This is a genomic window from Streptomyces sp. NPDC050732, assembly GCF_040654255.1.
Classification (GTDB): Bacteria; Actinomycetota; Actinomycetes; order Streptomycetales; family Streptomycetaceae; genus Streptomyces.
Window position 1 is genome coordinate 39,322 of the sequence record NZ_JBFAHP010000026.1, and the last position, 14,689, is coordinate 54,010.

The 14,689-nt window shown below is 73.3% G+C and carries 12 protein-coding genes; 2 read left to right on the forward strand and 10 right to left on the reverse strand.

Going from position 1 to position 14,689, the window contains the following annotated elements; genetic code table 11:
* Positions 1-12 precede the first annotated feature (12 nt).
* The 8 genes from AB0H82_RS23405 to hrcA form a co-directional block, all read right to left on the reverse strand.
* Positions 13-918 carry a ribonuclease Z gene (locus AB0H82_RS23405; RefSeq protein ID WP_362995701.1) on the reverse strand — a complete coding sequence of 302 codons (906 nt, stop codon included), beginning with the start codon at positions 916-918 and terminating at the stop codon, positions 13-15.
* A 15-nt stretch (positions 919-933) separates the two neighbouring features.
* On the reverse strand, positions 934-1,287 hold the full coding sequence (locus AB0H82_RS23410; protein WP_362995703.1) for a histidine triad nucleotide-binding protein: 354 nt from the start codon (positions 1,285-1,287) through the stop codon (positions 934-936).
* A 101-nt stretch (positions 1,288-1,388) separates the two neighbouring features.
* The gene (locus AB0H82_RS23415; protein ID WP_362995705.1) at positions 1,389-4,616 is read right to left on the reverse strand and encodes a S41 family peptidase; all 3,228 of its coding nucleotides are present in this window, start codon (positions 4,614-4,616) and stop codon (positions 1,389-1,391) included.
* A gap of 45 nt (positions 4,617-4,661) precedes the next feature.
* Positions 4,662-5,279, reverse strand: coding sequence for a hypothetical protein (locus AB0H82_RS23420; protein WP_362995707.1), 618 nt, complete (start codon positions 5,277-5,279; stop codon positions 4,662-4,664).
* Between the two features lie 123 nt (positions 5,280-5,402).
* Positions 5,403-6,143, reverse strand: a complete 741-nt coding sequence (locus AB0H82_RS23425) for a 16S rRNA (uracil(1498)-N(3))-methyltransferase (protein WP_362995709.1) — start codon at positions 6,141-6,143, stop codon at positions 5,403-5,405.
* Positions 6,140-7,213, reverse strand: coding sequence for a nitronate monooxygenase (locus tag AB0H82_RS23430; RefSeq protein WP_362995711.1), 1,074 nt, complete (start codon positions 7,211-7,213; stop codon positions 6,140-6,142). The genes AB0H82_RS23425 and AB0H82_RS23430 overlap by 4 nt, the downstream gene beginning before the upstream one ends.
* A 255-nt stretch (positions 7,214-7,468) precedes the next feature.
* Positions 7,469-8,608, reverse strand: coding sequence for a molecular chaperone DnaJ (dnaJ, locus tag AB0H82_RS23435; protein ID WP_362995713.1), 1,140 nt, complete (start codon positions 8,606-8,608; stop codon positions 7,469-7,471).
* Positions 8,609-9,625, reverse strand: a complete 1,017-nt coding sequence (hrcA, locus tag AB0H82_RS23440) for a heat-inducible transcriptional repressor HrcA (protein ID WP_362995715.1) — start codon at positions 9,623-9,625, stop codon at positions 8,609-8,611.
* 155 nt (positions 9,626-9,780) lie between these two features.
* Between hrcA and AB0H82_RS23445 the strand changes: the two genes are divergently transcribed.
* On the forward strand, positions 9,781-10,515 hold the full coding sequence (locus tag AB0H82_RS23445) for an MBL fold metallo-hydrolase (protein WP_362995811.1): 735 nt from the start codon (positions 9,781-9,783) through the stop codon (positions 10,513-10,515).
* 35 nt (positions 10,516-10,550) lie between these two features.
* Complete coding sequence (locus AB0H82_RS23450; RefSeq protein ID WP_362995717.1) at positions 10,551-11,369, forward strand: DUF3097 domain-containing protein; 819 nt, start codon at positions 10,551-10,553, stop codon at positions 11,367-11,369.
* On the opposite strand, the gene hemW is transcribed toward AB0H82_RS23450, so the two are convergent.
* A complete protein-coding gene (gene hemW / locus AB0H82_RS23455; RefSeq protein WP_362995719.1) occupies positions 11,366-12,598 on the reverse strand; it encodes a radical SAM family heme chaperone HemW in 1,233 nt (410 codons plus the stop codon). The two genes, AB0H82_RS23450 and hemW, sit on opposite strands and share 4 nt — an antisense overlap.
* Positions 12,599-12,654: 56 nt before the next feature.
* Entirely contained in the window at positions 12,655-14,610 is a 1,956-nt protein-coding gene (locus tag AB0H82_RS23460; RefSeq protein ID WP_362995721.1) for an ATP-binding SpoIIE family protein phosphatase, read from the reverse strand.
* Between the last annotated feature and the right edge of the window lie 79 nt (positions 14,611-14,689).

The following is a 14,689-nucleotide window of genomic DNA, read 5'->3' on the forward strand; positions in this document are numbered from 1 at the left end:
TTCGGGGGTGGTTCAGGTTCGTTTGGGGAGGGGTACGCGCAACAGGTCGCGGGCGATGGTGAGTTCGCCGTCGAAGCCGGCGGCGCGGGCCTGCTGTTCATAGACGTTCGGGTCGGGGTAGCGCTGGCTGAAGTGGGTCAGGACGAGGTGGCGCACGCCCGCCTCGACAGCCACGCGGGCGGCTTGGCCGGCCGTCAGGTGCCCGTGGTCGGTGGCAAGTTGCTCGTCCTCGTCGAGGAACGTCGACTCGATGACGAGCATGTCGCAGCCCTCGGCGAGCGCGTGCACGCCGTCGCAGAGGCGGGTGTCCATCACGAAGGCGAACCGCTGCCCGCGCCGCACCTCGCTGACCTCGTCGAGGGTCACGCCGCCGAGGCCGCCCTCCTTCTGCAGCCGTCCGACGTCGGGCCCCTCGATGCCGCGCTCGGCGAGCAGCGCGGGCAGCATGCGGCGCCCGTCGGGCTCGGTGAGGCGGTAGCCGTACGACTCGACCGGGTGCGAGAGCCTGATCGCGTCGAGGGTGTACGAGTCCGTGACGGCCAGCGGTCCGTCGGCGGCGACCGGTTCCTCGGCGAGCTGCACGGTCTCGCGGTAGGCCGTCGCGTACCGCAGGCGGTCGAAGAAGCGCTGTCCCGACGCCGGGTAGTGGGCGGCGACGGGGTGCGGGACCCGGTCGAGGTTGATGCGCTGGATCACCCCGGCGAGGCCGAGGGAGTGGTCGCCGTGGAAGTGCGTGACGCAGATCCGGTGCAGGTCGTGGGCGGCGACCCCGGCGCGCAGCATCTGCCGCTGCGTGCCCTCGCCGGGGTCGAACATGATGCCCTGGCCGTCCCAGAGCAGGACGTAGCCGTTGTGGTTGCGGTGCCGGGTGGGGACCTGGCTGGCGGTGCCGAGCACCACCAGTTCACGTACGGACAAGGAGGACGGTCCTCGCTATCCGGGAGGCCACTGGAGGCCGCGGCCGCCCAGGACGTGCGCGTGCGTGTGGAACACGGTCTGGCCCGCGCCCGCCCCGGTGTTGAAGACGATGCGGTAGCTCTCCGCCTTCTCCTGCGCGGCGACCTCGCCCGCCTCGCGCAGCACGTCCGCGGCGATCTGCGGCTCCGCGGCGGCGAGGGAGGCGGCGTCCGGGTAGTGCGCCTTGGGGATCACCAGGACGTGGGTGGGCGCCTGCGGATTGATGTCGCGGAAGGCCACGGTCGTCTCGGTCTCCCGGACGAGCGTCGCCGGCACCTCCTTCGCGACGATCTTGCAGAACAAGCAGTCACTGTGCGCTTCGCCCGCCATGGGCCGCCTCCTGGCTGAGTATGGGCACGAGGAAAGATCAGTACATTCGGCATGCTATCGGCCGCCGCTTCGAGGGGCCGGGGGCCGGGGCCCCCGCCGGATCACTCCGCGCCGGGCAGGAGCGGCGGCGTCTTCGCCGGGTTCTCCTCCAGCGCGGCGAGCGCGATGCGGACCGCCTCGTCCAACTGCGGGTCGCGGCCCGCCACCTGGTCGTCGGGGGTGGTGACGACCTCCACGTCCGGGTCGACCCCGTGGTTCTCGACGCCCCACTCGTGGCCCTCCAGCCAGAACGCGTACTTCGGCTGCGTCACCAGCGTCCCGTCGACCAGGTGGTACCGGCTGTCGATGCCGACGACGCCGCCCCACGTGCGCGTGCCCACCACGGGCCCGATGCCGAGCGCCCTGATCGCGGCGTTGACGATGTCGCCGTCGGAACCGGAGAACTCGTTGGCGACGGCGACGACGGGGCCGCGCGGCGCGTCCATGGGGTAGCTGAGCGGGCGCGAGCCGCGCGGCAGGTCCCAGCCGACGACCCGGCGCGCCAGTTTCTCCACGACGAGCTGCGAGGTGTGCCCGCCCCGGTTCTCCCGCACGTCCACGACCAGGCCCTCGCGGGCGACCTCGACGCGCAGGTCACGGTGGATCTGCGCCCATCCCGGCGCCTGCATGTCGGGCACGTGGAGGTAGCCGAGGCGGCCGTCCGAACGTGCGTGGACGTACGCCCGCCGGTCGGCGACCCAGGCGTGGTAGCGCAGCGGCTCCTCGTCGTCGACGGGGATCACCACGGCGTACCGCGGGTCGCCGCCGCCGGACGGCGACACGGTCAGCTCGACCGGCTTGCCCGCGGTGCCCACGAGCAGCGGCCCGGGGCCCGCGACCGGGTCGACGGGCATGCCGTTGACCTCGATGACCGCGTCGCCGGGGCGGGCCGCGACGCCGGGCGCGGCGAGCGGGGACCGGGCGGCAGGGTCGGAGGACTCCGAGGGCAGGATCCCGTCGATGCGCCACAGGCCGTCCTCGCCGCGCGACAGGTCCGCGCCGAGGAGACCCTGCCGGGGCCCGCCGCCCCCGCCGCCGGAGACCACGTACGCGTGCGAGGTGCCGAGCTCGCCGTGCACCTCCCACAGCAGGTCGACGAGGTCGTCGTGGGTGGCGACGCGGGCGAGCACCGGCCGGTAGCGGTCCAGGACCGCGTCCCAGTCGACGCCGCCCATGTCGGGCCGCCAGAAGTTGTCCCGCATGAGGCGGCCCGCCTCCTCGTACATCTGACGCCACTCGGCGGCCGGGTCGACGGTGAACCGGACCCGGGAGAGATCGACGGTGATGTTCGAGTCGCTGTCCTCGTCGCCGGAGGCGCGCCGGTCGCTGGGCACCACCTTCAGCTTGCCGTCGGTCCACAGCAGGATCCGCTTGCCGTCGCCGGTGACCGCGAAGTGGTCGGCGTCCGCAGCAAGGCCCTCCACACGGCGCTGTGCGAGGTCGTACCGCTCCAGCTCCGTCTTGGGGTCCGGGTCGTGCGGGGTGGCGCGGGAGGCGCCGAGCACGCCGCGCACCGGGTGGCGCAGCCAGAGCAGCCCGTCCTTCGCGGCCCGCAGCGTGGTGTAGCGGGCGGCCTCGACGGGGAACGGCACGATGCGGTCGGCGAGCCCGTCGAAGTCGATGCGGGTGACGGGCGCGCCCTCGCTGTCGGGTGTCTCGGTGCCGTCGTGCGCCTCGAAGGGCCTGCCGTGCCGCTGCGGTCCGAAGGGGGACGGCGTGGTCGCGGCGAGGGTGAGCAGGTGCGGCCGGGAGCCGCCGACGAAGGCGAGGTCGAAGACGTGCTCGTCGTAGACCGGGTCGAAGGCGCGCGCGGAGAGGAACGCGAGGTGCTTGCCGTCGAGGGTGAACGCGGGCGCGTAGTCGCGGAAGCGCAGCGGGGTCGCCTCGGCGACCGACAGGTCCGCGGTGTTGGCGAGCTTCAGCTGGCGCAGCGGGCTCGGTCCGGGGTGCGACCAGGCGAGCCAGGCGGAGTCCGGTGAGAAGACGAGCCCGGTGACCTCCCCGTCGGCGCTCCGGTCGACCTCGCGGACCTCGCCGCTGTCCCGCTCGACGAGCAGCACCCGGCCGTCGTGCGAGGCGACGGCGGCACGGGAGCCGTCCGGCGCCACGGCGAGCCCGAGGACCCGGCCGAGCTGCCCCGCGGCGAGCCTGCGCGGGGTGGTGCCGGGCGCGGGGCCGGTGGCCGGCGCGAATTCGAGCGCCTCGTCGCCCTCCGCGTCGGTCACCCACACCACGTGCTCCTCGCCCTGGACGCGGAAGGTGCGGGGCAGCCGGGCGCGCACCCCGGGCTCGGCGGCGAGCGCGCGGGCGGGGCCCTCGCGGTGCGTGACCCAGTGCACGGAGCCGCGCACGGAGACGGCGCTGCCGCGCCCGGTGTGGTCGGGCGCGGCGGCCCCGAACCAGCGGGCGGCGGACACGGGGTGCGGCTGCAGGTCGGTGCGCTGCCCGCCGAGGCGGAGTGCGACGCGGCGCGGCCCGGCGTCCGCCAGGTCGTCGAGGAGCCACAGTTCACCGGCGGACATGTAGACGACGCGGGTGCCGTCGGTGGCGGCGTGCCGTGCGTAGAAGCCGCCGTCGACCGGGGTGTGGCGCCGCAGGTCGGTGCCGTCGGGCAGCGAGGAGTAGAGGGCGCCGACACCTTCGTGGTCGGAGAGGAAGGCGATGCGGTCGCCGACCCAGAGCGGGTACTCGATGTTCCCGTCGAGGTTTTCGTGGACGCGTACGAACGGTTGCGCGTCCTCGTCGCTCCCGGCGGGCGGCCGTATCCACAGCTTGCCCGCGGTGCCGCCCCGGTACCGCTTCCACCAGGCGGCCTCGCGGCCCATCGGGGCGGAGAGCAGCAGGACCTGCCCGTCGGGGCCGTGCGCGACGTCGCCGACGATGCCGTACGGCAGGGTGGCCGCGGGTCCGCCGTCGAGCGGCACGGCCCGTGCCCAGCTGCGCCGCAGGGAGGCCTGCCCCGCCGCGCTGACGGCGAGGACCTGCCCGTCGGGGGTCCAGCCGCACACGGCGGTCTTCCCACTCCCCCAGTACGTGAGCCGCTTGGCGGGCCCGCCGTCGAGGGGCGCTATGTGCACCTCCGGGGCCCCGTCGCGGCGGGAGGTCCAGGCGACGGTCGTGCCGTCCGGGGAGATCCTGGGGTGGTTCACGGGTACGTTGTCGGCGCTGACCCGCCAGGCGCGCCCCCCGTCGAGGGGTGCGACCCAGACGTCGTCCTCGGCCGTGAAGGCGATCAACTCGCCGTGGATGTGCGGGAACCGGAGATACGCGGAGTGCGCTGCCTCTGTCACGCCGACCAGCCTAGGCAGGGTCCCGGCGGGTCGACAGAGGGCGGATCACTTGCCGGGGAGGCAGGTGCAGGTCGGGTGGGGCGGCGGGTCCGGGGTGACGGTCACGGTGACGGTGGCGGTGGGCGCGGGGTCGGGCGGGTCGTGGGAGGGCGGCGGCTCGTGGGAGCCGGGCGGATCGGAGGGCTGCTCCGAGGATCCCCCGCCTCCGTCCCCCTCACCGTCGCCCGCCTCGCAGTTGCCCAGCACGTCGACGCGGAACCACTGCTTGCCGTCGACCTTGGCGGTGAGGTCGCCGCGTACGCAGCCGCCGTCGACGACGGAGTGCACCTTGCCCTTGATGGTGATGTCCTTGCCGTCGTCGGTCTCGCCCTGGCAGTCCACGTCGACCACGGCGTCCGCCGACGCGGACCTGCCGCGCGGGGTGACCTTGTCGTCGAAACTGGCGGTACAGCTGAGCCACGCCACGTCGGCCTTCTGCCGCTCCAGCTCCCTGGTGCCCACCTCGTCGGTGGTGAGCGCGACCGCGGAGGTGTTGATCCCGCCGTCCACGGGATCGCACGCGGTGACGCCGATCGCTGCGGCGCCGGCCAGCCCGACGGCGTACAGGATCGCCGGACGCCGCTTGCCCGTCACCCGGCCGCGTAACCGTCTCAATGCCCCCATGGGCGGCAGAGTGCCACCGCGCACGCCGGTGCGGTAGGCCCCTTGCGGCCATCTGTCCCCTCGCGGCCGGGAGTCACGCCGACCGGAAACGGCTCAACCGCCGGGGCGCCCCGCGGGGTGCGGTCAGGACCAGCGTCCCGTACGCCCCAGCAGCAACGCCGTCGCCGCGGTTCCGGCGGTCGAGGTGCGCAGCACGCTGCGCCCGAGGCGGTACGGCTTCGCGCCCGCCTCGGCGAACACGGCCAGCTCGTCCGGGGACACGCCCCCTTCGGGGCCGACCACCAGCACGATGTGCCCGGTCGTCGGGAGCCCCGCGGTGGCCAGCGGTTCGCTGCCCTCCTCGTGCAGGACGGCCGCGAGGTCGGCGCCCGCGAGGAGCGCCGCGACCTGCTTGGTCGACGCGGCGTCGGCGACCTCGGGGAAGCGGACCCGGCGCGACTGCTTGCCCGCCTCGCGCGCGGTGGCCCGCCACTTGGCGAGGGCCTTGAGACCGCGGTCGCCCTTCCACTGGGTGATGCAGCGGGACGCGGTCCACGGCACGACGGCGTCGACGCCGGTCTCCGTCATGGTCTCCACGGCGAGTTCGCCGCGGTCGCCCTTGGGCAGCGCCTGCACGACGGTGATGCGGGGCGACTCCGCGGGCTCCTCGGCCACGGAGTCCATCCTCACCACGAGCCGGTCCTTGCCCTCGGTGTCGAGGACCACGCACTCGGCCCACCGTCCGGCGCCGTCGGTCAGGACGACGTCCTCACCGGCGTGCAGCCGCTTCACGGAGACGGCGTGCCGCCCTTCCGGCCCGTCCAGTACGTACCGTCCGTCGGTGCCCGCGGTGAAGTCCTCGACGACGAAGACGGGGGCGGTCACGCGGCGCCCTCCGCCGTCAACGAGGCCTTGGCCTCGGCCAGTTCGGCGGCGAGGACCTCCACGAGCTGCCCTGCGGGCAGCTCCCGGGCGAGCCGGTGGCCCTGCCCGGCCCAGAGCGCCATGGCCTGCGCGTCACCGGCCTTCGCCGCGGCCTTGCGCAGACCGCTGGTGAGGTGGTGGACCTGGGGGTAGGCGGCGGGGGCGTACGGGCCGTGCTCGCGCATGAAGCGGTTGACGAGGCCGCGCGCGGGACGCCCGGAGAACGCCCGGGTCAGCTCGGTCCGCACGAACAGCGGATTGGTCATGGCCTGCTTGTGCAGGGCGTTGGCGCCCGACTCGGGGGTGACGAGGAACGCCGTGCCGAGCTGCGCCGCGTCCGCGCCCGCCGCGAGCACGGCGGCGATCTGCGCGCCGCGCATCAGGCCGCCGGCCGCGACGATCGGGATCTGCGCGGTCTCGCGGACCTGGGTGATGAGGGAGAGCAGCCCGATCCCGCAGCCGTCGGTCTCGGGGTTGTCCTTGTGCGTGCCCTGGTGTCCGCCCGCCTCGACGCCCTGCACGCACACGGCGTCGGCACCGGCCCACTGCGCGGTCTGGGCCTCCTCCGCCGTGGTGACGGTGACGACGGTCAGGGTGCCGACGCGCGCGAAGGCGTCCAGGACGTCGCGGGTGGGGCAGCCGAAGGTGAAGGAGACGACCGGCACCGGGTCGTCGAGGAGGATCGCGAGCTTGGCGTCGTACCCGTCGTCACGCCCGCTGTCCGGGTCGCCGAGCTCCGTCTCGTACCAGGTGGCCTCGCCGGCGAGCTGGTTGCGGTAGACCTCGACGGCCGCGGGGTCCGCGGTGTCGGGCTGTGGCATGAAGAGGTTGACGCCGAAGGGCCGCGAGGTCAGCCCCCGCACCTGTTTGATCTCCTGGTACATCCCGTCGGCCGTCTTGTACCCGGCGGCGAGGAACCCGAGCCCGCCGGCCTCGGCGACGGCCGCGGCCAGCTGCGGGCCTGAGGCACCGCCCGCCATGGGGGCCTGCACGATCGGATGGCGGCAGAGATCGGTCAGTACGGAGGACATGCACGCATCGTGCCACGCGCCCCGCCCGCCACCGAATCGCACCCGGCACCCGGCGCACGCGCCCCGTCTGCCCGCGACCGCCCGCCGGCGTCTGCGGGCCGTCCCGGGTTGCTCGCGCAGTTCCCCGCGCCCCTGAAAGGCCCGTCCCGGGCCCCTTCAGGCGCACGGGAGGTGCGCTTTTTTCAGGGGCGCGGGGAACTGCGCGACCAGCCCCCACGACCCGCAGACGACGAACAACGCGCACCGCTCAAGGCGCTACCGCCCGTTGAACGCGTCCTTGAGGCGGGAGAACAGACCCTGCTGCCCCGGCTGGAACTGCCCCGTGGGCCGCTCCTCACCGCGCAGCTGCGCCAGCTCGCGCAGCAGCCGCTCCTGCTCGGGGTCGAGCTTCGTCGGCGTGAGGACCTCGACGTGCACGATGAGGTCACCGCGGCCGCCACCGCGCAGGTGCGTGATGCCGCGCCCGTGCAGCGGGACGGACTGCCCCGACTGCGTGCCGGGCCGGATGTCGATCTCCTCCAGGCCGTCCAGCGTCTCCAGCGGCACCTTCGTGCCGAGCGACGCCGCGGTCATCGGGATCGTCACCGTGCAGTGCAGGTCGTCGCCGCGCCGCTGGAAGACGGCGTGCGGCAGCTCGTGGATCTCGACGTAGAGGTCGCCGGCGGGGCCGCCACCGGGCCCGACCTCGCCCTCACCGGCAAGCTGGATCCGCGTGCCGTTGTCGACGCCGGCCGGGATCTTGACCGTCAGCGTCCGGCGCGAGCGGATCCGCCCGTCGCCCGCGCACTCCGGGCACGGCGTCGGCACCACGGTGCCGAAGCCCTGGCACTGCGGGCAGGGCCGCGACGTCATGACCTGTCCGAGGAAGGACCGCGTGACCTGCGACACCTCACCGCGACCGCGACACATGTCACAGGTCTGGGCGGACGTCCCGGGCGCGGCACCCTCACCGCTACAGGTCGTACACACCACAGCCGTGTCGACCTGAATGTCCTTGGTGGTCCCGAAAGCGGCCTCTTCGAGGTCGATCTCCAGACGGATCATGGCGTCCTGGCCGCGGCGCGTGCGCGACCGGGGGCCACGCTGCGACGCCGTCCCGAAGAACGCGTCCATGATGTCGGAGAAGTTGCCGAAGCCACCGGCGCCGAAACCGCCCGCGCCTCCGCCGCCGCCCGCCTGGGACAGGGGGTCGCCGCCGAGGTCGTAGACCTGCTTCTTCTGCGGGTCCGACAACACCTCGTACGCGGCGTTGATCTCCTTGAAGCGCTCCTGAGTCTTCGGATCCGGATTCACATCCGGGTGAAGCTCACGCGCCAGCCTCCGGAAGGCCTTCTTGATCTCGTCCTGGGAAGCGTCGCGGCGCACGCCGAGTACGGCGTAGTAGTCCGTGGCCACTTACGACTCCGCCAGGATCTGTCCGACGTAACGTGCCACTGCGCGTACTGCTCCCATCGTTCCCGGATAGTCCATGCGGGTCGGTCCGACCACGCCGAGTTTGGCGACTGCCTCGCTTCCCGAACCGTAGCCGACCGAGACCACGGACGTGGAGCTGAGCCCCTCATGGGCGTTCTCGTGACCGATCCGTACGGCCATGCCCGAATCCTGCACCTCACCAAGCAACTTGAGGAGCACGACCTGCTCCTCAAGGGCTTCGAGAACGGGCCGGATGGTGAGGGGAAAGTCATGTCCGAAGCGGGTGAGATTGGCGGTGCCGCCGATCATCAGCCGTTCTTCGGTCTCCTCCACGAGCGTTTCGAGGAGGGTGGAGAGGACCGTCGCGACCGTGCCGCGGTCCTCGGTCTCGAAAGCCTCGGGCAGGTCCTGCACCAACTGTGGCACATCCGCGAACCGCCGCCCCGCGACCCTGCTGTTCAGCCGGGCCCGCAGATCCGCGAGCGCGCTCTCGCCGAACGGCGCCGGGCAGTCGATCATGCGCTGCTCGACCCGTCCCGTGTCCGTGATCAGTACGAGCATGAGCCGGGCCGGAGCCAGCGAGAGAAGCTCCACGTGCCGCACCGTCGACCTGGTGAGCGACGGGTACTGCACGACGGCGACCTGCCGGGTCAGCTGCGCGAGCAGCCGAACCGTACGCCCCACGACGTCGTCGAGGTCCACGGCACCGTCGAGGAAATTCTGGATGGCGCGACGCTCGGGCGCGGTCATCGGCTTGACGCCGGCGAGCTTGTCGACGAAGAGGCGGTAGCCCTTGTCGGTCGGGATGCGCCCCGCGCTGGTGTGGGGCTGGGCGATGAACCCTTCCTCCTCCAGCGCCGCCATGTCGTTGCGGACGGTGGCCGGGGAGACTCCCAGACGGTGCCGCTCGGTGAGCGCCTTCGAGCCGACGGGCTCCTCCGTCCCCACATAGTCGTGGACGATGGCGCGCAGCACTTCGAGCCTGCGTTCATTGAGCATCGCGCACACCTCCAGCTGTCTTTGTGAGCCCCGCCTGGCACTCACCGCGGGCGAGTGCCAGCCTTTCAAAGGGTCAGTGTACGGCCGTCGGGTACGGCCCCGGCAAGACAGCGGCTGCCGAACACCGCGCGTGCGGATAGCGTCACCGTATGAACGTGACGCCGGCATGGGAAGCGGCGGGCTGGGAGCGGCTCGCACCGCGCGTGGGGCGGCGCCGCCTGCCCGTCTGGGACTGCACGGCGGGGCTGGTCGTCGGGGACGACGCGGCCCTCATGATCGAGGCCGGGGCGAGCCTCGCGGAGGGTGCGGCCCTGCGCACCCAGGCCCGGCAGCTCCTCGGCGGCGGCCGCAGAGTCACCCACCTCGCGCTCACCCACCCGCACTTCGACCACGTCCTCGGCGGGGCCGCCTTCGCGGGTGTGGAGGTGTACGGGGCGGCGGGCATCGACGCGGTCTTCACCAAGGGCCGCGAAGAGCTGCGGGAGGACGCGGTACGCCACGGCCTGGACCCGGACGCGGCGGCGGAGGCGGCCGACCTCCTGGTCCACCCGCACCACCTGGTGTGCGGGGAGTGGACGCTCGACCTGGGCGGCGTCCAGGTGCTGCTCGCGAACATCGGCCCCGGCCACTCGGGCCACGACCTGGCGGTCCTCGTCCCCGGCACCGACGGCGGACCGGAGATCGTCTTCTGCGGCGACCTCGTCGAGGAGTCGGGCGAACCGCAGGCGGGCCCGGACGCGGTGCCGAAGCGGTGGCCGGCGGCGCTGGACCGCCTCCTGGATCTGGGCGGCGAGGACGCGCTGTACGTCCCCGGACACGGCGCGACGGTGAATGCGGCATTTGTCCGAGCCCAACGCGCCACACTGGCGGCCCGTTTCGGCGTGTCGTGACCAAACCCGCCCCCGCTCTTCCTATCGTCACCAGAATGCGCCAGTACTCCGCCGACCTCACGCCCCCTTGGAAGAAGCCGAAGCCCCTACCGGAGGTGGCGGCGGACGCCGGCCTCGTGGTCGAGGAGCTCAGCACCGGTTTCTGCGGGGCGGTGATCCGCTGCGAGAAGACGGCGCAGGGCCCGACGGTGACGCTGGAGGACCGCTTCGGCAAGCACCGCGTGTTCCCGATGGACCCCGGCGGCTTCCTCCTGGAGGGCCGCCCGGTCACCTTGGTCCGCCCCACGCAGCCTGCTCCTCCTGTACGTCCCTCCCGCACCGCCTCCGGTTCGGTGGCCGTCCCCGGGGCGCGGGCCAGGGTCGCCCGCGCGGGACGCATCTACGTGGAGGGCCGGCACGACGCCGAACTCGTCGAACGCGTCTGGGGCGACGACCTCCGCATCGAGGGCGTCGTGGTCGAGTACCTGGAAGGCATCGACGACCTTCCCGCGATCGTCGCCGAGTTCGCCCCCGGCCCCGACGCCCGTCTCGGCATCCTCGTCGACCACCTGGTCCCCGGCTCCAAGGAGTCCCGCATCGCGGCGGAGGTCACCAGCGCGCACGCCCTGGTGGTCGGCCACCCCTACATCGACGTGTGGGAGGCGGTGAAGCCGTCCTCCGTAGGCATCCCCTCCTGGCCCCGCGTGCCACGCGGCCAGGACTGGAAGACGGGCGTGTGCAGGTCCCTGGGCTGGCCGGAGAACACCGGCGCGGCCTGGCAGCGCATCCTGAACTCGGTCCACTCCTACAAGGACCTGGAGCCCCCGCTCCTGGCCCGAGTAGAAGAACTCATCGACTTCGTCACCCTCCCCTAGTCGACCAGGTCCCGCACCACCGCATCGGCCAGCAACCGCCCCCGAAGCGTCAGCACGGCCCGCCCCTCCCCGTAGGGATGCGCCTCAAGCAGCCCCTCCGCCAGAGCCCGCCGCGAGGCGGCCAGCCCGGCCTCCCGCAGCAGCGACAACGGACACCCCTCCCGCAACCGCAGCTCCAGCAGGATCCGCTCCACCCGCCGGTCCTCGGCGGAGAGCACCTCCCGCCCGGCCCCGGGCGACCCCCCACCCGCCAGCGCCCCCGCATACGCCCCGGGATGCTTGACGTTCCACCACCGCACGCCCCCCACGTGACTGTGCGCGCCGGGCCCGGCGCCCCACCAGTCGGCCCCGCGCCAGTACAGCTCGTTGTGCAGGCACCGCCCGGCCTCGGACGTCGCCCAGTTGGACACCTCGTACCAGTCGAAGCCCGCGCCGCCCAGCACCTCGTCGGCGATGAGGTACCGGTCCGCGTGGACGTCGTCGTCAGTCATCGGCACCTCCCCGCGCCGAATCCGCCGGGCCAGCTGCGTCCCCTCCTCCACGATCAGCGCGTAGGCGCTCACGTGGTCGGGACCGGCCCCGATCGCCGCGTCGAGGGAGGCCCGCCAGTCGTCGTCCGTCTCGCCCGGCGTGCCGTAGATGAGGTCCAGGTTCACGTGGTCGAACCCGGCCGCCCGCGCCTCGGCGACGCACGCCTCGGGCCGGCCGGGCGTATGCGTACGGTCGAGCACCTTCAGGACGTGCTGCTTCGCGCTCTGCATGCCGAAGGAGACCCGGTTGAACCCGCCCTCCCGCAGCTCGCTCAGATACGCCGCGTCGACGGACTCCGGGTTGGCCTCGGTCGTGATCTCGGCATCGTCCGCGAGCCCGAACTCGTCCCGCACGGCGCCCAGCATCCGCACGAGATCCCCGGCGGCGAGCAGCGTCGGCGTACCGCCTCCGACGAACACGGTCCGCACGGGCCGCGGGTCGTCCCCGAGGACCTTCCGGGCGAGCCGCACCTCGTCGACGAGGGTGTCCGCGTAGTTGTCCCGGGAGGCGAGCACGCCGCCGGAGCCGCGCAGCTCGGTGGCGGTGTACGTGTTGAAGTCGCAGTAGCCGCAGCGCGTGGCGCAGTACGGGACGTGCAGGTAGAAGCCGAGCGGGCGGGAGGCCGCGCCGTCCAGGGCGGACGCGGGCAGCGCCCCGTCCTCGGGCATGGGCTCACCATCGGGCAGTGCGGAAGGCATACCTTCGATTGTCCCGCACCCCGAGGCAACCCCACACCGCTCACCTCACCCCCCACTTACCGAGCCCGAAGCACCAGCAACGCCAGATCGTCGTCCGGCGGCCGCTCCGAGAATTCGTGGACGAGCCTCCGGATCCGCTCCGCCACCAGCGGAGCGTCCAGCCCCGCGCACCCGGCCAGCGCCTCCGCGAGCCCGTTCCCGTCGTCGAACTGGCGCCGCCCCACCCGGCGCTCGGTCACGCCGTCCGTGACGCACAGCAGCGTCTCGCCGGTGCGCAGGTCGAAGGCCTCGCTCGTGTACGTCTCGTCGTCGACGACCCCGAGCAGCATCTGCGGAGTGGCCGCCTCCCGTACCTCCCCCTCCGGGGAGAGAAGGAGCGGCAACGGATGCCCGGCGCACGCGATGGTGCAGCGCACGCCCCCTTCGTACGGCACGAGCTCCCCGTAGAGGAGCGAGAGGAAGCGCGAGGTGGGTCCGTCGGGCGGCACGCCCTGCCCGCCCGCCACCGCGACGACCGCCGCCGCCGCGTCCGCCGCCTCGGTCGCGTCGTCGAGGAGCAGTTGGTTGAGGCGGTCCATGACCTCCGCGACCTGGTACCCCTCGCGGGCGAGGAGCCGCAGCCAGGGGCGGGCGAGCCCGATGACGACGGCCGCCTCCGGCCCCTTGCCCTGGACGTCGCCGAGCGCGAAGCACCAGCGGCCCTCACCCGCCTGGAACACGTCGTAGAAGTCGCCGCCGGGGCCGCCCTTGTCCCGGGGTTCGTAGACCAGGCCGCTCTCCACGCCGGGGATCTCCGCGACCTTGCTGGGCAGCAGTCCGCGCTGGAGGACCTGGCTGATGTTGGCCTGGCGCTGGTAGCGCCGCGCCGTGCTGATCGCAAGGGCGACCCGGCGGCTGAAGTCCTCGACCAGGCCGGTGACCTCGTCGGGGAACCGGACGAGACCGGCCCGCCCGATGAGGAGCGTGCCCAGCGCGCGCCCGCCCGCGGTCAGCCGGTACGCCAGAGCCGCCCCGGACGACCCGGACGCCCCGGAACCCTCGGCCACCACAACGGTCACCTCGGAGCCACCGGACCCGCCGACCCCACCAGACGCCCCGCCCACCCCGCCCGCCAGCGCCTCCCCCGGCCAGGGAACAGGAAACGCGCCCGAGCCCGCCGCCTCGGGCACCCGGGGCGGCTCCTTCTCCAGGACGCGGCGCAGTTCCTCTATCCGGTGCTCACTGGTGTGCCACACGCGGGCGAGGCGCGCCCCCGGCGCCCCCACGCTCCCGCGCGCCGGCCCTTCCGAGGCGTCCTCCAGCCACACCGCGCACCAGTCCGCGAGGCGCGGCACGAGCAGCTGCCCGGCGAGGGCGGCCACCATGTCCTCGTCGAACTGTCCGGCCAGCAGGTCGGACGCCTCGGCGAGGAAGGTCAGCGCGCCCCTGTTGGCCCACTCCATGTCGTCCGAGGTGCGCTTGGGCAGCGGCGCGAGGATCTCGGCGGCGCGCAGGCCGCGCTGGAGCGCCTGCTCGGTCGCGTACGACTCGATCTCCTGGGCGGCCCTGACGCCTTCGACGGGCAGCCGGGCCCAGACCGTCTTGGTGCCCGTGCGGTAGGTGATGCCCCAGGACCCGGAGAGGGTCGCGACGAGTTGCAGGCCCCGGCCGTACTCGGGCGTGCCGGAGGGCGGCGGCGGGCCCTGTTCGCTGCGGACGGCGCGGGAGGGGTGGTGGTCGGAGACCTCGATGACGAGGGCTTCCGTGCTCTCGTCGGGCAGCGCGTCGTCGAGCCGGCACAGCAGGTCGACGGCGGTGCCCGCGTGCACGACGGCGTTGGTCACCAATTCGCTGACGAGCAGCACGGAGTCGTCGGCCAGGCGGTCGGTGATGCCCGCGGCGGCGGGCACGCCGAGCTCGGTCCAGTCGGCGAGGGCCGCGCGCACGAACCGGCGCGCGGCGGCGGGCGCCAGCGGGTTCCCGGGCAGCGAGGTGCGCACCACCGCCGGTGGGCCCGAGCCGTCCGGATCCATGGCAGAGGCACGGAAATCGTTCTTCCGTTGCATCGGAATGGACCCCACGGTGCGGCTCCTGAGCAGTTCGGGCGAATGC